Annotated in this window: 21 protein-coding genes; 11 read left to right on the top strand and 10 right to left on the bottom strand. The window is 68.0% G+C overall.

Annotated features, from left to right (window positions below):
* Positions 1-217 precede the first annotated feature (217 nt).
* Complete coding sequence (locus ACPCUW_RS03710) at positions 218-592, bottom strand: hypothetical protein (RefSeq protein ID WP_423423787.1); 375 nt, start codon at positions 590-592, stop codon at positions 218-220.
* 5 nt (positions 593-597) lie between these two features.
* Positions 598-1,530, bottom strand: a complete 933-nt coding sequence (gene mca / locus ACPCUW_RS03705; RefSeq protein ID WP_063017006.1) for a mycothiol conjugate amidase Mca — start codon at positions 1,528-1,530, stop codon at positions 598-600.
* Positions 1,531-1,714: 184 nt separating this feature from the next.
* On the opposite strand from mca, the gene ACPCUW_RS03700 reads away from it, so the two are divergent.
* Both ACPCUW_RS03700 and greA read left to right on the top strand, forming a co-directional pair.
* Positions 1,715-2,212, top strand: coding sequence for a DUF4307 domain-containing protein (locus ACPCUW_RS03700; protein WP_030518167.1), 498 nt, complete (start codon positions 1,715-1,717; stop codon positions 2,210-2,212).
* Positions 2,213-2,487: 275 nt separating this feature from the next.
* On the top strand, positions 2,488-2,982 hold the full coding sequence (greA, locus tag ACPCUW_RS03695; protein WP_030518168.1) for a transcription elongation factor GreA: 495 nt from the start codon (positions 2,488-2,490) through the stop codon (positions 2,980-2,982).
* Positions 2,983-3,158: 176 nt separating this feature from the next.
* On the opposite strand, the gene ACPCUW_RS03690 is transcribed toward greA, so the two are convergent.
* The 3 genes from ACPCUW_RS03690 to ACPCUW_RS03680 all read right to left on the bottom strand — a co-directional run bounded on the left by ACPCUW_RS03690 (position 3,159) and on the right by ACPCUW_RS03680 (position 7,053).
* The gene (locus tag ACPCUW_RS03690) at positions 3,159-4,307 is read right to left on the bottom strand and encodes a cystathionine gamma-synthase (protein WP_063017008.1); all 1,149 of its coding nucleotides are present in this window, start codon (positions 4,305-4,307) and stop codon (positions 3,159-3,161) included.
* 104 nt (positions 4,308-4,411) lie between these two features.
* A complete protein-coding gene (locus ACPCUW_RS03685) occupies positions 4,412-5,050 on the bottom strand; it encodes a transglycosylase SLT domain-containing protein (RefSeq protein WP_064923118.1) in 639 nt (212 codons plus the stop codon).
* 608 nt (positions 5,051-5,658) lie between these two features.
* The gene (locus tag ACPCUW_RS03680) at positions 5,659-7,053 is read right to left on the bottom strand and encodes a cystathionine beta-synthase (protein WP_030518171.1); all 1,395 of its coding nucleotides are present in this window, start codon (positions 7,051-7,053) and stop codon (positions 5,659-5,661) included.
* A gap of 106 nt (positions 7,054-7,159) precedes the next feature.
* Between ACPCUW_RS03680 and ACPCUW_RS03675 the strand changes: the two genes are divergently transcribed.
* The 4 genes from ACPCUW_RS03675 (at position 7,160) to ACPCUW_RS03660 (ending at position 10,569) form a co-directional block, all read left to right on the top strand.
* Positions 7,160-7,612, top strand: coding sequence for a hypothetical protein (locus ACPCUW_RS03675; protein ID WP_227462953.1), 453 nt, complete (start codon positions 7,160-7,162; stop codon positions 7,610-7,612).
* Positions 7,613-7,780: 168 nt separating this feature from the next.
* Positions 7,781-8,653 carry an SGNH/GDSL hydrolase family protein gene (locus ACPCUW_RS03670; protein WP_423423662.1) on the top strand — a complete coding sequence of 291 codons (873 nt, stop codon included), beginning with the start codon at positions 7,781-7,783 and terminating at the stop codon, positions 8,651-8,653.
* Positions 8,654-8,732: 79 nt separating this feature from the next.
* On the top strand, positions 8,733-9,953 hold the full coding sequence (locus ACPCUW_RS03665; RefSeq protein WP_063009423.1) for an acetyl-CoA C-acetyltransferase: 1,221 nt from the start codon (positions 8,733-8,735) through the stop codon (positions 9,951-9,953).
* A 280-nt stretch (positions 9,954-10,233) separates the two neighbouring features.
* Positions 10,234-10,569 (top strand): DUF1330 domain-containing protein, encoded by a 336-nt coding sequence (locus tag ACPCUW_RS03660; protein WP_063009421.1) that lies wholly within the window; start codon positions 10,234-10,236, stop codon positions 10,567-10,569.
* Positions 10,570-10,685: 116 nt separating this feature from the next.
* Here the strand turns inward: ACPCUW_RS03660 and ACPCUW_RS03655 are convergent, their stop codons facing one another.
* Together ACPCUW_RS03655 and ACPCUW_RS03650 are read right to left on the bottom strand one after the other, a co-directional pair.
* Positions 10,686-11,537, bottom strand: coding sequence for a Bax inhibitor-1/YccA family protein (locus ACPCUW_RS03655; protein WP_030518176.1), 852 nt, complete (start codon positions 11,535-11,537; stop codon positions 10,686-10,688).
* 128 nt (positions 11,538-11,665) lie between these two features.
* Entirely contained in the window at positions 11,666-12,817 is a 1,152-nt protein-coding gene (locus ACPCUW_RS03650) for a class I SAM-dependent methyltransferase (protein WP_423423661.1), read from the bottom strand.
* A gap of 72 nt (positions 12,818-12,889) precedes the next feature.
* On the opposite strand from ACPCUW_RS03650, the gene ACPCUW_RS03645 reads away from it, so the two are divergent.
* The 3 genes from ACPCUW_RS03645 to ACPCUW_RS03635 all read left to right on the top strand — a co-directional run bounded on the left by ACPCUW_RS03645 (position 12,890) and on the right by ACPCUW_RS03635 (position 14,806).
* Positions 12,890-13,480 (top strand): AMIN-like domain-containing (lipo)protein, encoded by a 591-nt coding sequence (locus ACPCUW_RS03645; RefSeq protein ID WP_104393322.1) that lies wholly within the window; start codon positions 12,890-12,892, stop codon positions 13,478-13,480.
* Positions 13,481-13,533: 53 nt separating this feature from the next.
* Positions 13,534-14,079, top strand: a complete 546-nt coding sequence (locus ACPCUW_RS03640) for a hypothetical protein (RefSeq protein ID WP_423423660.1) — start codon at positions 13,534-13,536, stop codon at positions 14,077-14,079.
* Between the two features lie 85 nt (positions 14,080-14,164).
* The gene (locus tag ACPCUW_RS03635; RefSeq protein WP_064902069.1) at positions 14,165-14,806 is read left to right on the top strand and encodes a DUF305 domain-containing protein; all 642 of its coding nucleotides are present in this window, start codon (positions 14,165-14,167) and stop codon (positions 14,804-14,806) included.
* 132 nt (positions 14,807-14,938) lie between these two features.
* Here the strand turns inward: ACPCUW_RS03635 and ACPCUW_RS03630 are convergent, their stop codons facing one another.
* From ACPCUW_RS03630 to ACPCUW_RS03620, 3 genes are all read right to left on the bottom strand, one after another.
* Positions 14,939-15,226, bottom strand: a complete 288-nt coding sequence (locus tag ACPCUW_RS03630; RefSeq protein ID WP_030518181.1) for a hypothetical protein — start codon at positions 15,224-15,226, stop codon at positions 14,939-14,941.
* 201 nt (positions 15,227-15,427) lie between these two features.
* Positions 15,428-16,774, bottom strand: a complete 1,347-nt coding sequence (locus ACPCUW_RS03625) for a lipase family protein (RefSeq protein WP_423423659.1) — start codon at positions 16,772-16,774, stop codon at positions 15,428-15,430.
* Complete coding sequence (locus ACPCUW_RS03620; protein WP_305779210.1) at positions 16,771-17,901, bottom strand: esterase/lipase family protein; 1,131 nt, start codon at positions 17,899-17,901, stop codon at positions 16,771-16,773. The genes ACPCUW_RS03625 and ACPCUW_RS03620 overlap by 4 nt, the downstream gene beginning before the upstream one ends.
* 188 nt (positions 17,902-18,089) lie before the next feature.
* On the opposite strand from ACPCUW_RS03620, the gene ACPCUW_RS03615 reads away from it, so the two are divergent.
* A complete protein-coding gene (locus ACPCUW_RS03615) occupies positions 18,090-19,319 on the top strand; it encodes a PucR family transcriptional regulator (RefSeq protein WP_423423658.1) in 1,230 nt (409 codons plus the stop codon).
* A gap of 22 nt (positions 19,320-19,341) precedes the next feature.
* On the top strand, positions 19,342-20,577 hold the full coding sequence (locus tag ACPCUW_RS03610; protein ID WP_063009409.1) for a PucR family transcriptional regulator: 1,236 nt from the start codon (positions 19,342-19,344) through the stop codon (positions 20,575-20,577).
* Positions 20,578-20,582 lie beyond the last annotated feature (5 nt).

Here is a 20,582-nt window from a genome sequence, read left to right as displayed (position 1 = left end):
GTTACCCGCACGTATCGTGTGGGATCCCATACGAGTCGTCCGGCCGATTCCCGCCGAAGCGCGGTATCGAGACATGCGTGAGCGAGCGCCGGGTCGTATGACCCGGGCAACATCGAAGCAGATCAGAGCATCAATCGACGTCGCCGCCCGCGGCCGTGACCGGCCTCGGATTGCGATTGCGCGGCGAATCGGCGACGACGCGGCGAATCAGCGGATCTCAGGAGGCCTTACCGGAGGTCGGCGGAGGGGTGGACGGACCCGAATCGCTGCGGCCGGATCCGTTGGCGGCGCCGTCGCGCGGCTGCTCCGCCCGATCGCCGCCTGCCGCATCGCCGCCTGCCGCCTCGTCATCTTCGCCGGCGACACCGTGTTCGGTGCCCTCGTCGGCTTCCTGGTCCGGTTCCGGATGTTCGCGGGAGAAGTCGGCGGGCAGCTTCTTGATGTGCTTGTTCATCGAGCGGATCAACAGCACCGTGCCGGCCAGCAGCACGAGGATGATCACCAGACCCAGCGGCGACGCCTTGCCGAATTCCGGACCGGTCGGGTTCGTGGTGGTGTTCTGAGCCAGCAGCGCGGTGTGCGCGTACAACATCGACATCATCGAACCGTGCCCTCGACCGCTCGGTCGGCGACCATATCGTCGGCGACCATGTCATCTGCCTCCGCATCGTCGGCGTCCCGGATTCCGGCGAACAGGTCGTTCTCCGGAATCGCGGTGCGCACCCGGGTCCTGGCCAGTTCGAATTCCTCGGTCGGCCACAACCGCTGCTGCATCTCCAGCGGGATCGCGAAGAACATGCCGTTGGGGTCGATCTGTGTGGCGTGCGCGCGCAGGGCCTCGTCACGCTGCGGGAAGTATTTGCCGCAGTCGATCTGCGTGGTCACCCGCGACATCACATCGCCGTGTTCCTGGGCGGCCTTGCGGATGCGTTCCATCCAGTCGCGCATCGGGAACGGCTCACCGATCCGGTCGTACTCGTCGGCGAAGGTCTCCAGCCGCTGCAGGCTGAAACCGTGGTTGTAGTAGAGCTTCAGCGGCGTCCACGGTTCGCCCGCGTCGGGGAAGCGCTCGGGGTCGCCGGCCGCCTCGAAGGCCGCCATCGACACCTTGTGGCACATGATGTGGTCCGGATGCGGATAGCCACCGTTCTCGTCGTAGGTGGTCATCACGTGCGGCCTGAACTCGCGCACCACCCGCACCAGGGCCTCGGTGGCCTCCTCGAGCGGCACCAGCGCGAAACTGCCCTCGGGCAGCGGCGGCAGCGGATCTCCTTCGGGCAGACCGGAATCCACGAATCCCAGCCAGCGGTGCTGCACGCCCAGTGCCTTCGCGGCGGCCGCCATCTCCTCGCGGCGGACATCGTCGATGCGATCGAGAATGCCCGGCACATCCATCGCCGGATTGAGGATGGAGCCGCGCTCACCCCCGGTCAGGCTCACGACCAGCACGTCGTCACCCTCCGCGGCATATTTCGCGGTGGTGGCGGCGCCCTTGCTCGACTCGTCGTCGGGGTGGGCGTGCACCGCCATGAGGCGCAGCGGCCGATCGAAGCTGCCGCTCACTTCTCGTTCACCTCGTTGCTCACCGTTTCACCTCATAGCCGTCCGCCGTGCCCGAGCGGCACGCGGGTGTCCGAACTGCATTCCCTATAGTTCCATCCGACGGTCTTTTGTTCCGACCTACCCCCTGATCGACCACGGGAGCAACCACATCATGAGCGAGGCGGCACCGCAGTCCGACCGGACCGATCCGGACGGGCGCACCGCCGACGCCGCGACCGGGGCGACGGGAGCAGGCAACGATCGGGTGTCGAATCGTTACGGAACCGGTCCCGTGCGCAACCGCCGCTGGGTTCCGATCGCACTCGGCATCGTGGTGGTGATACTCGGGCTGATCGTCGCCTATGTGGGTTATCGGCAGTACGGTCCCAAGGATATCGAGCCCGACCAACTCGGCTACGACGTCGTCGACGATTCCACGCTGACCGTGCACTTCAAGCTGACCCGCAAGCATCCGGAGCAGCCGGTGGTGTGCCTGGTACGGGGCATGGACACCGAGGGCAGCGAGATCGGGCGCCGCGAGGTGCTGATCCCCGGCTCGGACAGCGGAACCGTCGAACTCACCACCACGGTGCGGACCACCGCCCGGCCCGCCAACGGCAATATCTACGGGTGCAGCGATCAGGTACCGGCCTACCTGAAGGCCGGCTGACACCCCCACATTCAAGCCTTCTACCTGCACATATCCAATTCGTGCTAGAATGGCGCGAACACGGTTCCGAACGCTCGGAGCCGTGTTTGCTGCATTGACGGCCAGCGCTGCCGGTTCCCGGGCACACAATGCCCGCGCACCGTCGGGGTTCGAGGAACATCCCCCCGGATCGCTCTAGCCGTCGACTGTTGCTGTGCGCGGACACGTTCTCGCGCATGCGCGACGGGTATCACGGACCCCGGCACGCCGGGAACAACTACTAGGGAGTGATCGAGATGACTGAGACGCAAGTGACCTGGCTCACACCGGAGTCGCATGAGAGGCTCAAGAGCGAACTCGACGCGCTCATTGCCAACCGTCCGGTCATCGCGGCCGAGATCAACGAACGCCGCGAAGAAGGCGACCTGAAGGAGAACGGCGGCTACCACGCCGCGCGCGAGGAGCAGGGTCAGCAGGAGGCCCGCATCCGTCAGCTGCAGGAGCTGCTGAACAACGCCAAGGTCGGCGTCGCGCCGACCAAATCCGGTGTGGCGCTTCCGGGTTCGGTGGTCAAGGTCTACTACGACGGCGACGAAACCGACACCGAGACCTTCCTGATCGCGACCCGCGAAGAGGGCCTGGGCCGATCGGACCTGGAGACCTACTCGCCGAGTTCCCCGCTCGGCGGCGCCCTGATCGACGCGAAGGTCGGCGAGACGCGCGAATATCGCCTGCCCAACGGCAACATGATGAAGGTGACCCTGGTCAGCGCGGAGCCGTACCACAGCTGACGGGAAGGTGTCGTCGATGGACGCGAGCAGCGGCGGTGATACCACCGCGGCTGCGTTGCGCGCGCTCCTCGGCAGATTCGGCCGGGTCGGCAGCAGCCCGGCCGGATACCTTATATAGCTCTACCCACACGAACGGCCGCACCGATTCCGGTGCGGCCGTTCGTCGTTTCCCTGCGTCAGCCCAGCGCGCGCTCCACATCGGCGAGCAGATCGCTGATGTCCTCGATACCGACCGACAGTCGCACCAGATCCGCGGGCACCTCCAGTTCGGAGCCCTCGGTCGAGGCGTGGGTCATCGCGCCGGGGTGTTCGATCAGCGATTCCACTCCACCGAGCGATTCGGCGAGGGTGAAGATCTTGGTCCGCGCGCAGAAGTCGTGCGCGGCCTGCTTACCGCCGCGCAGCCGCACCGAGATCATGCCGCCGAAGCGGCGCATCTGCTTCTGCGCCACCGGATTTCCGGGATGTTCGGGCAGGCCGGGGTAGATCACCTGTGAGATGGCCGAGTGCTCGGCGAGGAATCCGGCAAGGGTCTCCGCGTTGTCGCAATGCCGATCCATCCGCAGCGCAAGGGTTTTGATGCCGCGCATGGTGAGGAAGGCGTCGGTGGGACCCGGAACCGCGCCGGCGCCGTTCTGCAGGAAGGCGAAGGCGGCGTCGAGTTCGGCGTCGTTCGTGATCAGCGCACCGCCGACAACATCGGAATGACCGCCCAGATATTTGGTGGTCGAATGCAGCACGATGTCCGCGCCGAGCAGCAGCGGCTGCTGCAGATACGGCGAGGCGAAGGTGTTGTCCACCACCAGTTTCGCGCCGCCGCCGTGCGCGACGTCGGCCAGTGCCGAGATGTCGCCGACGTTGAGCAGCGGGTTGGTCGGCGTCTCCAGCCACACCAGTTTGGTGTTGGGACGCAACGCGTTGGCGACCGCGTCCGGATCCGACACCGGGGCCACGGAGTATTCGATACCCCACTGCGTGAACACCTTGTCGATGAGCCGGAACGTGCCGCCGTAGGCGTCGTTCGGGATCACCAGGTGATCACCCGGGCGCAGCGTCGCCCGCAGCACACAGTCGGTGGCCGCCATCCCCGAGGAGAATGCCCGCCCGTAACTCCCGGATTCCAGCGCGGCCAGATTCGCTTCCAGCGCGGCGCGGGTCGGGTTACCGGTGCGGGCGTACTCGTAGCCGCCACGCAGCCCGCCCACGCCGTCCTGGGCGAAGGTCGAGCTCGCGTAGATCGGCACGTTCACCGCACCGGTCTGCGGGTCGGGATCGAACCCGGCATGCACGGCTCGTGTGGAGAACCCCAGCTGATCGTCGGTCATGCCGACCAGCCTAGATCCGTGCCGCCGCGGCGCTCGAGGCGGGAACCCCCGGCCGGGGATCGATGTGAGCGGGGTCATGCCCGCTCGGGCGCGGTCGCCTCGGCTCAGTACGCCGAGTTGACGTTGTCCATCGAGCCGTAGCGATGCGCTGCGTAGTTGCAGGCGGCCACGATGTTGGCGACCGGATCCCAGATGTCCCAGGAGGTGCCGTCGACGTGGTAGGCCGCGAAGGTCGGGTCGATGACCTGCAGCAGACCCTTGGACGGGATGCCCATGGCGGCGTTGGAGTCGTACAGGTTGATGGCCTGGGTGTTACCCGAGGACTCCCGCATGATGTTGCGGTAGATGCCGTTGTAGCTGCCCGGGATGCCGTGCGCGGCCATGATGTCGAGAGCGTTGTGGATCCAGCCGTCCAGGTTGTCCGGGTAGACCGGCGCCGGCGGGGGCGGCGGCGGAAGCGGCGCGGGGGCGGGCGCGGGAGCGGGAGCCGGCATCGGGGCCGGGATGGCGGCGGCGGGTGCGGCCGGCGCCGGGGCGGCCGCGGCGATGGGCTCGGCGGCAGCGGTGGGCTGGGTCTTCTCGGCGGCGGCGATCAGCGTGGATGCCAACGCGGCCGGCTTCACATCGTCGGTCTTGTGGCCACCGGCGGAGGTGATGGCGGCGAAAGCGGCGAGGGCCAGGGTGGCTGATCCGGCGGTACGCGCGACCGCCTTGGCTCTACTGCTTGTCGTGGTCTTCGACATTCGATGTTCTTCCCTACTGTGTGTCGGCCTCGGTGGCCTGCGGCAGGCAGCACTGGACCAGGGCGGGCCCCTGTGGGACTCACCTCGCGCACTGCATGCTTTTTTCGGATGACGATCCGGCTACTGACTCAGACTCGCGTCTGACAACCAACGAGGTCACAGGATGGTTGCGGTAGGTGAACGTAAACTGAACTGGAAATGAACAGACGGTGCGCCTACTCGCGTTTCGCATCGATTGCGACTTGCTATATAGCGCTGACCTGGGAATCCACGCCTCACGGGCACGTGCTGCGCATCACAGAAAAATAACGCGTGTCGTTGCGTTTGAGGGCGTTTTGTCCGCTTCTTCGAGCCTTTGGCAACTGTTCGGTAACGATCGATAACGCTTGGTAACCCCCGCCGTGATGCAGTCGATAGTCAGGGTTTGCGGACCGATCGGTTGCCCTCGGAGGGAGTCCGCGGGCGGCGCGGCACGGTGAACGGCCGGCAGATCCGGCGCCCGCGCCCCGGGGCACGTGGAAACGCGATCACCCGGCTCGCGTGCGCGGCCGGGTGATCGTGGCGAACTGTGCTGTTGGGCGAACTCGGCAGTTGGCTGCCGAACGGGATCAGTGTGTGGGCAGACCCGCCCCGCTGAGGAAGCCGAGCAGATCATGGCGGGTGATGACGCCGATCGGCTTGCCGTCCTCGACGACCATCAGCGCGTCGGTGGATTCCAGCGCCTTGGTCGCCGCCGACACCGGCTCGCCGGACCCGATCAGCGGGAACGACGGGCTCATATGCTTCGACACCGGATCGGTGAGATGCGCCCGGCCCTCGAACACCGCCGACAGCAGATCGCGCTCGGTGACGCTGCCGGCCACCTCGCCGGCCATCACGGGCGGTTCGGCGCCGACCACCGGCATTTGGGAGACCCCGTATTCACGCAGGATCTCGATCGCGTCGCGCAGCGTCTCCTGCGGATGGGTGTGCACCAGATCCGGCAGCGCGCCGGACTTGCCGCGCAGGACGTCGCCGACCGTCGGCTCGGTGGTGCTGCCGTCGAGCCGGGTCTGCAGGAAGCCGTAGGAGCTCATCCAGTTGTCGTTGAAGATCTTCGACAGGTAACCGCGGCCACCGTCGGGCAGCAGCACCACCACGACCGCGTCCGGATCGCGCTCGGCCACCCGCAGCGCCGCGACCACCGCCATACCGCAGGAACCGCCCACCAGCAGCCCCTCCTCGCGCGCGAGGCGGCGGGTCATCTCGAAGCTGTCGGCGTCGGAGACGGCGATGATCTCGTCGGGCACCGACGGGTCGTAGGCCGAGGGCCAGAAATCCTCGCCGACGCCCTCGACCAGATACGGCCGGCCGGTGCCGCCGGAATAGACCGACCCCTCCGGATCGGCGCCGATGACCTTGACCTTGCCGCCGGACACCTCTTTCAGATACCGGCCCGCACCGGTGATGGTGCCGCCGGTGCCCACACCGGCCACGAAATGGGTGACCGTACCCTCGGTGTCGCGCCAGATCTCGGGACCGGTGGTCTCGTAGTGGCTGGCCGGGCCGCCCGGGTTGGAGTACTGGTCGGGCTTCCACGCACCCGGGATCTCACGGGTGAGGCGGTCCGAGACGCTGTAGTAGCTGTCCGGATGCTCCGGCGGCACTGCGGTCGGGCAGACGACCACCTCGGCGCCATAGGCGCGCAACACGTTGCGCTTGTCCTCGCTGACCTTGTCCGGGCAGACGAAGACGCATTTGTAACCGCGCTGCTGGGCGACCAGGGCCAACCCCACCCCGGTGTTACCGGAGGTCGGCTCCACGATGGTCCCGCCCGGCTTCAGCAATCCCTGCTCCTCGGCGGCGTCGATCATCTTCACCGCGATGCGGTCCTTGGAGCTGCCGCCCGGGTTGAGATATTCGATCTTCGCGGCCACCACCCCGGAGTTCGGGCCCACCACAGAGTTCAACCGAACGAGCGGGGTATTTCCGATCAGGTCGACGACGTGGTTCGCGATACGCATAGCTACATCGTCGCAGAGCCGGGCGGACGACTTGCGTTTGGTACGGCGAGCGCTGCGTTTGATCCAGCGAGGCGATAGCGCTGCGGTTAGTATGCGGGGCGTGAGGATGCCGAAGACAGCTCGCGCCGCCGCCGTCGTGGCCGCGACCGTCGGGGCCGTGACCACCATCGCGTCCGCCTCGGCCAGCGCACAGACCGTCGAATTCCCCCAAACGCCGAGTGTCTTCTACGGCGGATTGTGCGGGGGCAATATCCGGACCTGGGTCGATACCAGTCCCGACTGGCCGGGGCGGGCGGTGTTCAACGTCCAGGCCCTGGCGATCCAGGGTGTGGGCCCGGGACAGTATCCGCTGGCCCCGCTGTGCAACGTCGACACCACGGTCGCGTGGCGCAACACCAACACCGGGGCGGCCGGCGAGTACCGGTTGAACGTCGTCTCCGGTATCTACGGCAGCATCCTGTACGCGGAGTTCCAGAACACCGGACCGGGTCATATCGAGGTCACGGTCACCACCAACAACCTCAACATTCCCGCACACGGCGCATTCGACGTTTTCTGACCGCACCGGACCCGTCCCTGGTCGGCGCGTCACACGCGCCGCATAATCGGTAGGACCGGACCGGGAGCGCGCCTGCGGCCGCACCGGATTCGCACCGCCTCGGGCGCCGAGCCCGCCGCGGAGGGTCCGGTCGGTGACAGCGTCGGATGCGAGACGGGAGGTTGGCGGGTGGCTTCCAGGACGTGGCGAACCGTCGCGGCGAGCGCGGCCGCCGGGGTGGCGGTCGGCTCGGGGGCGGGCACCGCGGGCTGGGCGACCTACCGCCTGCTGATGTCACAGGCCCGCGCGGCGCGCACCGTGATAGGCCGCGACACCTCCAAGCCTCCGGAGGCCGACGGGGTGTACACCCGCGAGTGCGGGGCCCCGCAGCCGTGGCGCGCGGGCGTGCCGTTCGACCTGCATCTGATGATCTTCGGCGATTCGACCGCCGCCGGAGTGGGCTGCGCCGACGCCGAACAGGTACCCGGCGTCCTGGTGGCCCGCGGTCTCGCCGATGCCACCGGATGCCGAATTCGCTTGAGTACCAAGGCGATATCCGGCGCCACCTCGAAGGGGCTGGCCGGCCAGGTCGACGCCATGTTCATCGCGGGCCCGCCGCCGGACGCCGCGGTGATCCTGGTCGGCGCCAACGACGTCACCAAGAAACATTCGATCTGGCGTTCGGCGCAGCGGCTGCGGCACGCGGTCGGACGCCTGCACGAGGCGGGCGCCGTCGTGGTGGTGGGCACCTGCCCGGATCTCGGCACCGTGGCCGCGATCCCGCAGCCGTTGAGCACGGTCGTGCACCGCTGGAGCGCGCGGCTGGCCCGAGCCCAGGTCGGTGCGGTCCGTTCGGCCGGTGGCACCCCCGTCGCGATGGGCGATCTGCTCGGCCACGACTTCCGCAGCACCCCGGAGGTGCTCTTCTCCGCCGACGGGTTCCATCCCTCGCCGGCCGGGTACGCGTTGGCGGCCCGGCATCTGCTCCCGGCACTGCTGCGCGAACTCGATGAACGGGATCAGTCCCGACCGGGTGTTCCGAGCCACACGGCGGCGACGTAGATTCGGGGTTGAATTTGTCGTACCCCTGTACCGAAACGGTCGGCTGACCGATTCGGCGACCTCGATATAAGGAGTCCTCATGCCAGAGGCCGTCATCGTTTCGTTCGCCCGCTCCCCCATCGGCCGCGCAGGCAAGGGTTCGCTGGTGACCATGCGTCCCGACGACCTCGCCACCCAGATGGTCCGCGCTGCCCTGGACAAGGTTCCGGCGCTGAACCCCGCCGACATCGACGATCTGATGCTCGGCTGCGGACAGCCCGGCGGCGAGGCCGGATTCAACATGGCCAAGGTGGTCGCCACCCAGCTCGGCTACGACTTCCTGCCCGGCGTGACCCTGAACCGGTACTGCTCGTCGTCGCTGCAGACCACCCGGATGGCGCTGCACGCCATCAAGGCCGGTGAGGGCGACGTGTTCATCTCCGCCGGTGTCGAGACCGTGTCGCGGTTCCCGAAGGGCACCTCCGACGGCTGGCCGGACACCCACAACGAGAAGTTCGCCGAGGCCGAGGCCCGTACCGTCAAGCGCGCCGAGGGCGGCTCCGGCGGCTGGACCGACCCGCGCGAGGGTGGCGATCTGCCCGACGTCTACATCGCGATGGGCCAGACCGCCGAGAACGTCGCCCAGTTCACCGGCATCTCCCGCGAGGACCAGGACCACTGGGGCGTGCGCTCGCAGAACCGCGCCGAGGAGGCCATCAAGGCCGGCTTCTTCGAACGTGAGATCACCCCGGTGACGCTGCCCGACGGCACCGTCGTCTCCACCGACGACGGCCCGCGCCCCGGCACCACCTACGAGAAGATCTCGCAGCTCAAGCCGGTCTTCCGTCCCGACGGCACCGTCACCGCCGGTAACGCCTGCCCGCTCAACGACGGTGCCGCGGCGCTGGTCATCATGAGCGACACCAAGGCCAAGGAGCTGGGCCTGACCCCGCTGGCGCGCATCGTGTCCACCGGTGTGTCCGGTCTGTCGCCGGAGATCATGGGCCTGGGCCCGATCGAGGCCGTGCGCAAGGCGCTGAAGATCGCCGGCAAGACCATCGACGACATCGACCTCTACGAGATCAACGAGGCCTTCGCCGTGCAGGTGCTGGGCTCGGCTCGTGAGCTGAACATGGACCTGGACAAGCTGAACGTCTCCGGCGGCGCCATCGCCCTCGGCCACCCGTTCGGCATGACCGGCGCGCGCATCACCGCCACCCTGATCAACAACCTGCAGACCCACGACAAGCAGTTCGGTCTGGAGACCATGTGTGTCGGCGGTGGCCAGGGCATGGCCATGGTCATCGAGCGCCTGAGCTGATCCGCCTCCCCGCGCCTTCAGCGGACAGGTGAGTGCCGCGAGATCTGCGTTGCGGGGCGGCGGGTGGGCGCCTGGCTGAGGTCTGGACGTGCCCGCCGAGTTACCCATGTGCTCACGAAATCAGTCGGCCGGTTCCGCACCGAAAGGTGGGGAGCCGGTCGATTGTCGTTGCGGGGCGGCGGGTCGAGTGACCCACTCATTACCCGGGGGGTAATCGACTTCACTACCGTGGCGCGGAAATATCAATGGCGTCAACACAACTCGGTTCGAGGAGTTCGAGATGCCTGCCTACGCTGTGGCCCACCTGCACGATGTGGATGTCAACGCCGAGATCGTGGAGTATCTGCGCCGGATCGACGGGACGCTGGCGCCGTTCGGCGGGAAGTTCATCGTGCACGGCGGACGGCAGCTGGTCGCCGAAGGCCCCACGGATGCCGTCGCGATCGTCATCGAATTCCCGGATTACGAGGCGGCACAAGCCTGGTACGCCTCGCCGGAATATCTGGAGATCCTGCCGCTGCGACTGAACAACGCGGGCGGAGTCGCGGTTCTGGCCGATCACTGCGGTGACGACCACGTCGCCACCGATGTGCTCCCGGCCGAACTGCTCGCCTGAATGTCGCCGCGGCGCACGGCCCGCGCGGAGATTTCCGCCACCTCCGAAACGCGACGAGGTGGCTGCCGGTGTGGCAGCCACCTCGTCGGTGTTCGGACCCGCTGTCGGGCGCGGGATCAGTCGTTCTGCAGATAACTCAGCAGGCGCAGGATCTCCAGGTACAGCCAGACCAGGGTGACGGTCAGGCCCAGGGCGACGCCCCACGCGGCCTTCTCCGGCGCACCGGCGCGGATCAGCTGGTCGGCGGCGTCGAAGTCGAGCAGGAAACTGAAGGCCGCGATCGCGATGCAGACCAGGCTGAAGATGATCGCCACGGTGCCGCCGTCGCGCAGGCCGAAGCCGCCGGGGGTGAAGAAGGCGGCGATCAGGTTGCCCAGCATGAGGACGATCACACCGATCATGGCGCCGACGAGCATGCGGGTGAAGCGCGGGGTGACCCGGATGGCTCCGGTCTTGTAGACCACGAGCATGCCGAAGAACACACCGAAGGTGCCCAGTACCGCCTGGGCGATCAGACCGCCGCCACCGACGCCACCGAATTCCACATTGGTGAACATGAACGACAGCGCGCCCAGGAAGAAGCCTTCGGCGGCCGCGTAGCTCAGCACGATGGCCTTGTTGTCCTGCTTGCGGCCGAAGGTGGCGACCATGACCAGCACGAAGCCGACCAGACCACCGACGATCACGAACAGCGGGGCCAGCGCGTGGTTGGCCGCGGTCGCACCGTAGGCGATGATCGCGGCGATGGTGACGACGCCGAGGGTGATGCCGGTCTTGGTGACGACATCGTCGATCGTCATCGGCCGGGTGGCCGGCGCCTGCTGATACGGCTGCTGGACACCGTACGGGCTCTGCTGTCCGTACTGCGCGAACTGCCCGGCGCCCGCTGCCGCCGAACCGAATCCCGCGTATCCACCGCCCTGTTGTTGCGGCAAATTTTTGAAGATCGGGTTACTTGTGGTGCGCAAGGTCCCGTGCCTTTCCGAAGTAGCGGTCCACGTCCGTCGTGTCCGTCTGAGTATCCAACGATCCGCTCCGGGAGCAAGTTCCCGAACCGGACATCAAATCGGACATATCAGACTGTACTGCCCGTAATCTACTCCCGCCGGGCGGTGTGCAGGCCACACACGGACCGAGTCACGGTGAATTTGCGATTACGCCCGACCACATCGGTCTTGCCGACCAGGCGGTCCATGACGCCACGATAGTTGAGATGGCTGTTGTATACGGTCCACAGCTCCCCGCCCGGGCGCAGTACCCGCCCGGTTTCGGAGAACATCTTGATCGCCGAGCCGGTGTGCACCGCGGCGCCGACATGGAAAGGGGGGTTGCACAGCACCAGATCGGCGCTGTGGTCGCCCACCGCCGCCATCGCGTCGTCGCGGACCACGGTCACCCGATCGCCGACGCCGTTCGCGGCGGCGGTGGCCCGGGCCGAGGCGACCGCGGCCGCGGACTGATCGGTTCCGACCACCGTGATGTGCGGGCGCGCCTTGGCCAGGGCCGTGGCGAGTATGCCGGTGCCGCAGCCGAGATCGATCGCTTCGCGGGCGTCGGGTTTCATCCGATCGAGGTGTTCGAGCAGAAAGCGGGTGCCGATATCGAGCCGCGGCCCGGAGAAGGCCGCACCGTGCGCCACCACCTGCAGGGCGAGTTCGTCGAGGTGGTCACGCAGCGGAAACTGCGGCGCTCCCGGCGTTTTCGGCCCGGTCGCCGTGATCGTCCGCGACTTCTGCCGGCCCCGGCTGGCCTGCACACTCGAAAAGCATTCCGCCAGTACGTCGTTCATCGCCGGCGTCAGATACTTGTCGCGACCCCCGGCGATCACGGTGACCTCCCGATCGGCGTATCGCGCGATCGTCTCGGCGATCTCGGCGAGCCCGGACAGCATGCGGGGTAATCGCAACAGCACGACGCCGACCCCCTCGAGCAGTTCCGGGCCGAGATCGTGCGAGGTGTAGCGGTCGGCCAGATCCATCGCGCGGGCATTGTTGGCCAGCGCCTGTTCACCGGTCAGCAGATCCTGGTGGACGCGGATGTCGCGCACATCGTGCGCGGCCGCCGCGCCGAGAGTCAGTGCGCCGTAACAGTCGTCGATCACCGCGACCCGCCCCGGTCCGGCCGCCGCGAGCACATCCGCGGCCGTGTCGAGGATCAGTCGGTCCGCCGCGTCGACGGCGTAGAGGTTCACCGCTTCCACATCCGGATAGCGCCGCAATCGGCTCAGTATGTCGTCGACCTCCAGCATTCTTACAGTGTGCTAGACCGTTGCCGTGTCGTCACCACGACCCCTGATGCCCGACGGCATACCATCGGCCCCATGCGTAACAGGCTGGCATTGACGATGGTGGCCGGGCTCGTACTGCTGGCGGGTTGCTCGGACGGCGACTCCACTCCGGCCACTCGAACGCCCATGCCGCCCGCGACCGGGGCGGTCACGGCGACCACGGAACCCGATCAGGCGCCGCCCTCGGGAACCTCACCGCAGCAGGCCGACCCGGCCACCGACACCCGGCTCACCGTGACCGATGTGCGCATCGGCCACCACGACGGTTACGACCGGGTGGTGTACCAGTTCGGCGGCACCGGCGGGGCGCCCGGATGGAATGTGCGATACACCGATCGCGCGGTGCAGAACGGCAGCGGCCGGGAACTGCAGATCGCCGGCACCTCCATCCTCGAGGTGCAGATCCTGGGCACCGCCTATCCCTGGGACAGCGGGGTGGCGCCCTACAGCGGCCCGAACCCGGCCACCGATCCGAGCGCGCCGGGCATCGCCGGTGTCTACGGGGCCCAGGATTACGAAGGCACCACACAATCGTTCATCGGCGTGAACGCCGACCGGCCGCCGTTCTCGGTGACCGCCCTGGACCGGCCCGTGCGATTGGTCGTGGACATCGCGACCGGATGATCTTCGCCACCCATACCGCCCGGGGGTAACCGAGGGATGCGTAGAATGGGGCCGTGCTCGCCATGGGTCGCCTCCGTCGCGCGCCCGGATTCGTCCGGGTGCTCGGTGTGCTGACCCTGCTGATCGGCGTCGCCGTCATGCACGCGGTGGTCTTCTCCACCGGGCATGCGATGGGCGCCGCCGTCGAGCCGACGGTAGCTTCGCCCGCTGTCGCGAATTCGCTTGCCGCCCCGGGTATTTCGCCGATGCCGCACGGCAGCCACTTCCCGGCCGTCACAGCGCCCGGAGGAGTCGCGGCGGCGGCCGCCCGAAACGAGCAAGCCCCGGCCGCGGACCGATCGCAGGCCACGCCGATGCGCACCCCCGCGATAGCCGACGGTTCCGACTGTGACGGCTGCACCACCCACGCCGGTATGCACGCCTGCGTTTTCGTGCTGGTGACCCTTGCGCTGGCCCTCGGCCTGGCGGTGATCGCCTGGCTCGGCGCCGCTCGGATACTCGGCGCCGGGCGCCTCGCGCGCTTCGAGCTGCGCCGCCGCACGCGACCACCGCCGTGGACCGTGCTCTCCCTGGCCGAATTGGCGATTCTGCGGATCTGACCGGCCCGCCGGATCGGCGTGCGAACGCGCGCGGATAACCGGCCCGACAGGTCCTCGCCCATCGCAATTCCCCAGGAGCACAATCATGTTCACTTCTCGTCTCCGCATGCTGCCGGCCGCCGCCCTCGCCGCGGCTGCCCTGATCGTCGCCGGTTGCAGCAGCGACAACTCCGGCGATTCGAATCCCTCGCCCTCGGCCACGTCGTCGCATTCGCCGATGGCCGACATGCCCGGGATGAATCACAACAGTGCACCGTCCACCGCGACCCGCACCGACTACAACGACGCCGACGTCAGCTTCCTGACGATGATGTATCCGCATCACGCGCAGGCGGTGGAGATGGCGAAGCTGGTGCCCGGCCGGTCGCAGAATCAGGAATTGATCACCCTGGCCGCGAATGTGGAAAAGGCGCAGGCCCCGGAGATGGAGCAGTTCGCCGCGCTGCTGCACAGTTTCGGCAAGCCCGCTCCGCAGGCGACCATGAACCATCCGATGAACGGCGTGATGACGTCCGAGCAGATGACACAGCTGCGCAACGCCTCCGGCGCCGATTTCGACCGGATGTGGCTGCAGATGATGATCGCGCACCATCAGGGCGCGGTGGATATGGCGAATACCGAGCTCGCCGACGGCACGAATGCCGACGCGAAGGCGCTGGCGCACAACATCCTCACCGCGCAGCAGGCCGAGATTCAGCAGATGCGCGGGATGCTCGGGCAGAACTGATCGCCCGCGGTCGCGCCGTTCGGCTCACCGGCCGTTCGGCTCGGCGGGTCGACGATGGCTCGCGGACGAGCTCGGAAAACACACGCATGCGGGTGTGCCGGCTATCCGGCACGCCCGCGTGGGTGGGGGCGGTCAGCTGCCGATGACGGCGTTCATGATGGTGCCCGCACTGGTCGCGACGCCACCGCCGATCATCGCGCCGGCCACCATCTTCGGCGACTCCAGCCCGCCGCCGTTCCACTTCTCCCAGGCGAAGCGGCCGCCACCGTAGGTGATGGCGGTGACGCCGGACAGCAGGACGAACCAGGTGAAGTAGCGGACCAGCTTCAGCAGTTTGTCCGCGGCCGGCGGAGTTTCCGGCGTGGGGTTGCCGACCTGAGCCAGCACGGTGGTGTACATATCGTGTACGGCGAGAACCATGCTCACGTTCGTTGTCCTCTCGGATGCTGAGGTGATGCCGGTACTGAGGTGATGCCGGTTGGAGCGCAGAGCATGCAGTGACAACTCGTCAAACAGATCCAATTGAACCGCACCGGCCGCCTCGCCCGCAGCCGGACACACCGCATTCGCGAAAGCGGCCGCTACCTGCGGTTCCAGGTCAACTGACCGGTCCGCCGACGATCATGGTCGCGACCGGCCGCTCCGCGCGACCGAGCCGGGCCGGGAGCGAGCCGCACCGACCTCGACACCCTCGGCCGCGTCGACCGGAGCCGCACCCCGGATCGGACGCCCGGTCAGCAGCCGCACGCTCAACGCGGCCAGTCGCCGGTGCCCCGCCAGCGCGCGCCGGGTCCCCGCGATCGACCACACCGTGCGCGTCCCGGGAGTCGTCGGACGTCCGGCGAACCGGTCGGCGAGCCAGTCGACCATCACCGGAATGGCCAGGAATTCCAGCGGCAGATGCGCGCTGAGCCGGTCGCGCAGATAGCCGATATCCGCCCCGGCCGCTTCGTAGCGCCGCACGAGGGCATCGACGTCGTCGACGGCGATCACCTCGTCGTGGACACCCTGCACGATCAGCATGGGCATGCGCGGCGCCCGGCGGCCGGGGAGGATATCGGCGAGAACCGTGCGCAGTGCCGCGGTATCCAGCAGACCGGGCAGTCCGCCCGCGGCGTAGCGCCCGACGTCGCGGCGGGCGAGCCGGGCCAGCAGCGGAAAGGTCGCCGACACTTCGGCTTCGGCCAGCATCGCCAGATAACGAGGCTGCAGCGCCGCCCGCAGCGCGGTATCCAGATCCGGATAGCCACGACGCAGCCCCGCCGTGAAGACCATGGCGAATCCGGCGAATACCGTGCCGTTCAGGCGCTCGAACGCCGCCCCGGGATCCCCGACCGGTGAGCCGGCCACGGCGCCGACGATATTCAGTTCGGGCGCATGGGTTTCCGCGAGCTCGGCGGCCCAGGCGGTGGCGAGGCCGCCGCCGGAGTATCCCCACAGGGCGATCGGTGTGCCCGAATTCAAGCCCAGCGGAACGAAATTCAGCGTCGCCCGGATACCGTCCAGCGCGCGGTGTCCCGGCTCCCGCGCCACCCCGAAGCGGCCCTCACTACCGCCGTGGTCGGGCACCGAGACCACCCACCCCCGATCCAGCGCCGCCGCGATCAAGGGAAGTTCGAGCTGCGGAATCGCTCCGATCGCCCGGGCGCCGCGCCGCAGCGCGTAGGACGGAAAGCACTGCGGTGCAACGGCATCGATCGCACAGTGGAAGGAGACCAGCGGCCGCCCGGGCGCACAGTCCCGGGGCAGCAGCACCGTGGTCACCGCCGCCTCGGCCGTCCCGTTCAGATCGCTCGTGCGATAGAGCAGCTGCCAGGCCGACATTCGCAGTGGCACGACACCGAAGGCCGCCAGCTCCACGACCCGGCTGCGCAGGATGGCGCCCGCCGGCCGCGCCTCGAAACCTTCCGGAGCCCGATGGAAGGGGTCGGCGTCCGGGCGCGGCGGCTGCGGCCGCCGGCCGCTCACAATCCACCCCCGCCGCCGACCAGCCACGGGTTGAAGCTGCAGCTCAGTGTCGGATACCGCTGCGGATCGAGCGCGTGCAGCGCGATCGAGAGCGCCCGCGGGGAATACATCATCGTCAGGTGATCGGACAGATCCTGTTCGCAGCCGTCCTGCAGGGTGATGTCGTCGACCGTGGCATCCGGACCGGCACGCAGCAGTGCCAGTTCCACCGGATTCATCACCTCGTCGTAGCGGGAGGCCACCACGGTGTACGCCACGCCGGGCACGGTGTCGCCGGCGAGGTTGAGCTGGTTCAGAAACGGCGAGCCGACGGCCTGCTGAATATTCGCGGGGCCGACCAGCGGACGGTAGAAGCCGAGGATATCGATACCCAGATTCGTGATGATCCGCCCCAGTGTGGCCATGCCCAGCAATGTCGTTCCGTGATGGGTGCCGCCGAAACTGACCAGCTGTCCGACCTTTTCGGCGCCGCCGTCGAATTTCAGATATTGATCGGCTACCGGCGCCCCCTGGGAATGCGCGACGATGTCGACGCGATCGGAATGTGTGGTAGCCCGAACCCGGTCGACGAAGGCGGCCAGTTGCCGCGCCGAATCCTCGATCGGCCCGACCGCATAACGTCCGGGAAGTACCGCACCGAGACCACCGCCGTCGAGAAGACCGGACCGTCCGTAATTGAAAGCGAAAATACAAAAGCCCGCCCGCGCGAGTTTCGGCGCCATATAAGCGAAACTGTCGTAGGCGTTGAGCCAGGTGCCGTGCACCAGCACGATCGGCTTCGGATGGTCGGCGCTCGGCACACAATCCCAGCGATTCGCGCCCGGCGGGGCGGCATCCGGATGCGTGAGCCCGTATCCGAATGCGGCCAGGTAGGAGGTCATTTCGGGACCTTCCCCCACCGCTTCGCTCGCGTGGCTGCCGACCCGGCCGCCGGAACCGGAACTGCTGCCGGTGTCCAGGATCGGCTGCGGCACATCGCCGTCCGCGGCGGGATGCAGACCCGCGGCGATCAGATCGGCCAGCTGCGTTTCCGGGGTGTCCGGCGGCGCCGCGGTCGCGGTTCCGGAACCGATGACGGCCGCGCAGATCAGCGCGGCGAGCGCCGGGATTCGATGTCGAAGCTTCATTGCTACCTTCCCTGCCGGCACACCGGAAATCGTTTTCGGCGGCCCACATTCAGCCTCATCGGCAGCGGCGGGAAAGTCACTGCACTCGGATACACAGATCCGGTGGCGGGATTTGTCGCCGGAAACGAATTCCGGTCGCGGCGCCGCGACCTCTTGCCGCAATCCATGTGGCCCGCGACAATCGGCGCATGCCGGTTGCCGTGAATTCCGCACCCTCGAGTCTCGCCGTGCGCATCCTCGAGCGCCTGCCGCAGTTCGCCGAACGCGTCCTGGCCTCCGGCCTGGGTACTTCCGCATCGGCCGCCGACTTGCCCGCGGACCATTTCGTCGAGGTGCTTCCGGCCATCTACGGATGCGCGCACGCCTTCCTGCACGCCATGGCGCAGCAGCGGGAATTCACCCGTGACGAGGTCGCCGCCTTCGTGCAACCGGTGATCGAGCGGCATGCGGAGGATCGGCTGCCGTTGCCGCTGCTGATGGAGGCGGTCCACCGCTCCGCGCAGCAGGTACTGCAGGAGGCGGTGGCGCTGAGTAAGCCCGCGGATGTCGACCAGCTGATCGAGTTCGGTTCGCGCACACTCGAATTGCTCATGCACATCAACCTGATCACGGTCGAGGGTTATGCGGCGGTCGAACACTCGATCTACCATCCGGAACGGGAGGCCAAGCGCGCCCTGTGCGCGGCGCTGGTGGGCGGACAGCCCGCCGAGGAGCAGGCGGCGCGCGCCGATACCGCGCTGGCCGAACGGTATTCGGTGCTGGCCGTCCAGGTGCGCACCGAACCGCAGCCCGTCGCGGCCGCGAATCTCGTTGTCCGCCGCCGCATCCGCATCCTGCAGCGCGTTCTGGATCGGGTGGCGGGACCGACCGCGCTGCACACCTTCGACGGGGACACCGCGGTCGTGCTGCTCCCCGGCGTTCGCGAGTGGCCGGAGAGCGCCGGCGCGGAGTTGGCCACCGAACTCGCCGAACAGTTCGGCGCCGATGTCCTCGTCGCCGAAACCCCGTGTATCAGGCGCGAATCCGTGCCGGAAGCGGCGAATCAGGCCGCGGAGGTGGCCCAGCTGGCACGCATGTCGGGGCGGCCGACCGGGATGTACCGACTCGACGATCTGCTGCTGGAATATCAGCTCACGCGGCCCGGGGTGGCTCGTGACCGGCTGGCCGAACGGATCGAACCGCTGCGCCGGACGCCGCATCTCATGGAGACGCTCGACGCGCATCTGCGCCACGGCTCCGACCGCAAGGCCGCCGCCGCCGAAATCCACATCCACCCCAACACTTTCAGCTATCGGCTGCGCCGCATAGAAAAACTCACCGGCGTCGACCCGAGCGATCCGAACGGATCGCGATTGCTGTCCGCGGCGCTGGTCGCCCATCGATTGCGTCCGGCGCCCGCCCGGCCGGTCACCTCCTGAGCAGTGAGAAGGTAGTACGACGATGAACGCCCGCCCCCGCCACGACGTCCGGGTGCTCTCCCGCCAACTGGTCGGGCATTTCGCCGAACATGTGGCCCCGTGCTCCACACTGCCCGGCGACGCCCTGCACGGCGACATCACCGCGGTGACCAGGGTCTGCCTGGAACTGACCGTCGACATCCTCGAGGGCCGGCAGCCGGACGAGAAGGTCGGGCGCCTGCAGCGCGCGGCCGCGAACTGGGCACGCGAGGGCATTCCGATCGATACCGTCCACCACGCGGTGCACGAGGGATTCCGGCTGGCCTTCGATCTGCTGCTCACCCAGACCGATCCGAAGCAGCGGCCCGAGAATCCGGCGCAGCTGCTGCTGCGGATTCTCGACACCATCACCCCCGCGGTCGCACTCGCCTATGTGCGCGAACATCAGGCCGCGGTCACCGAACACCACACCGCGGTGCACACGCTGGTCTCGGCGCTGCTGGCCGGGCACCCCACCTCGACGATGGCCCGGGCGAGCGGGATCGAGATCGAACCCGCGTATGTCGTGGTGGCGATGAGCATTCCGCCGCACCCCGACGAATCCCATCCCAACGTGGACGGGAAAGTGGTGGCGCGCCGCAAACTGCGCCGGTTGCAGACCGCACTGGCCAATCGCAGCGGCGGGCGGGTGCTGTCGTTGCTCAGCGTGGACGGCGGCACGATCCTGGTCCCGGAGGCGATGTTCGGCGAGGACGAACTCGACGAGCTGATCGCCGAACTGTCCGAGGCGGCGCAGGTCGGGCTCACCGCCACCGCGCTCGCGACGCCCACCGAGGAGATCTCCGCGGCCGCCGACCGCGTGCACGAACTGCTCGACACCGTGCTGCGGCTGGCGAGCCCGCCCGGGCTGTACCGCTTCGCGGATCTGGCGATGGAATATCAATTGACCCGTCCCGGACCGGGTTTGGAACGGCTGGGGACACTGCTGGATCCGCTCGACGACCACCCGGATCTGCTGGAGACCCTGCGGCGGCACATGGCCACGGGCCTGTCCCGCCGCCGCACCGCCAGGCAGTTGCAGGTGCACACCAATACCGTCGACTATCGGCTCAAACGGATCGGTCAGCTCACCGGACTGGATCCCTCGCAGCCGAGCGGCCTCTGGTATCTGCGCGCCGCGCTGGTCGCGCGCACGTATCGGGACGCGGAGGGACCGCCGGTGGCGGACCTCGCGGATCATTCGCCGGACGGTATGGGCAAAACGTTTGCTAGGAGGTAGCCTGT

This window comes from Nocardia sp. AB354, assembly GCF_049538315.1.
Taxonomy (GTDB): domain Bacteria; phylum Actinomycetota; class Actinomycetes; order Mycobacteriales; family Mycobacteriaceae; genus Nocardia; species Nocardia nova.
The sequence above is the reverse complement of the archived record's forward strand: the minus strand, read 5'-3'. Positions and strand labels throughout refer to the sequence as shown.

Coding starts and splice junctions, on each gene's coding strand:
- ACPCUW_RS03710 (WP_423423787.1), bottom strand. CDS start 592: ATGTTGTACGCGCACACCGCGCTGCTGGCTCAGAACACCACCACGAAC.
- mca (WP_063017006.1), bottom strand. CDS start 1,530: ATGGCGGTGCACGCCCACCCCGACGACGAGTCGAGCAAGGGCGCCGCC.
- ACPCUW_RS03700 (WP_030518167.1), top strand. CDS start 1,715: ATGAGCGAGGCGGCACCGCAGTCCGACCGGACCGATCCGGACGGGCGC.
- greA (WP_030518168.1), top strand. CDS start 2,488: ATGACTGAGACGCAAGTGACCTGGCTCACACCGGAGTCGCATGAGAGG.
- ACPCUW_RS03690 (WP_063017008.1), bottom strand. CDS start 4,307: ATGACCGACGATCAGCTGGGGTTCTCCACACGAGCCGTGCATGCCGGG.
- ACPCUW_RS03685 (WP_064923118.1), bottom strand. CDS start 5,050: ATGTCGAAGACCACGACAAGCAGTAGAGCCAAGGCGGTCGCGCGTACC.
- ACPCUW_RS03680 (WP_030518171.1), bottom strand. CDS start 7,053: ATGCGTATCGCGAACCACGTCGTCGACCTGATCGGAAATACCCCGCTC.
- ACPCUW_RS03675 (WP_227462953.1), top strand. CDS start 7,160: ATGCCGAAGACAGCTCGCGCCGCCGCCGTCGTGGCCGCGACCGTCGGG.
- ACPCUW_RS03665 (WP_063009423.1), top strand. CDS start 8,733: ATGCCAGAGGCCGTCATCGTTTCGTTCGCCCGCTCCCCCATCGGCCGC.
- ACPCUW_RS03660 (WP_063009421.1), top strand. CDS start 10,234: ATGCCTGCCTACGCTGTGGCCCACCTGCACGATGTGGATGTCAACGCC.
- ACPCUW_RS03650 (WP_423423661.1), bottom strand. CDS start 12,817: ATGCTGGAGGTCGACGACATACTGAGCCGATTGCGGCGCTATCCGGAT.
- ACPCUW_RS03645 (WP_104393322.1), top strand. CDS start 12,890: ATGCGTAACAGGCTGGCATTGACGATGGTGGCCGGGCTCGTACTGCTG.
- ACPCUW_RS03635 (WP_064902069.1), top strand. CDS start 14,165: ATGTTCACTTCTCGTCTCCGCATGCTGCCGGCCGCCGCCCTCGCCGCG.
- ACPCUW_RS03630 (WP_030518181.1), bottom strand. CDS start 15,226: ATGGTTCTCGCCGTACACGATATGTACACCACCGTGCTGGCTCAGGTC.
- ACPCUW_RS03620 (WP_305779210.1), bottom strand. CDS start 17,901: ATGAAGCTTCGACATCGAATCCCGGCGCTCGCCGCGCTGATCTGCGCG.
- ACPCUW_RS03615 (WP_423423658.1), top strand. CDS start 18,090: ATGCCGGTTGCCGTGAATTCCGCACCCTCGAGTCTCGCCGTGCGCATC.
- ACPCUW_RS03610 (WP_063009409.1), top strand. CDS start 19,342: ATGAACGCCCGCCCCCGCCACGACGTCCGGGTGCTCTCCCGCCAACTG.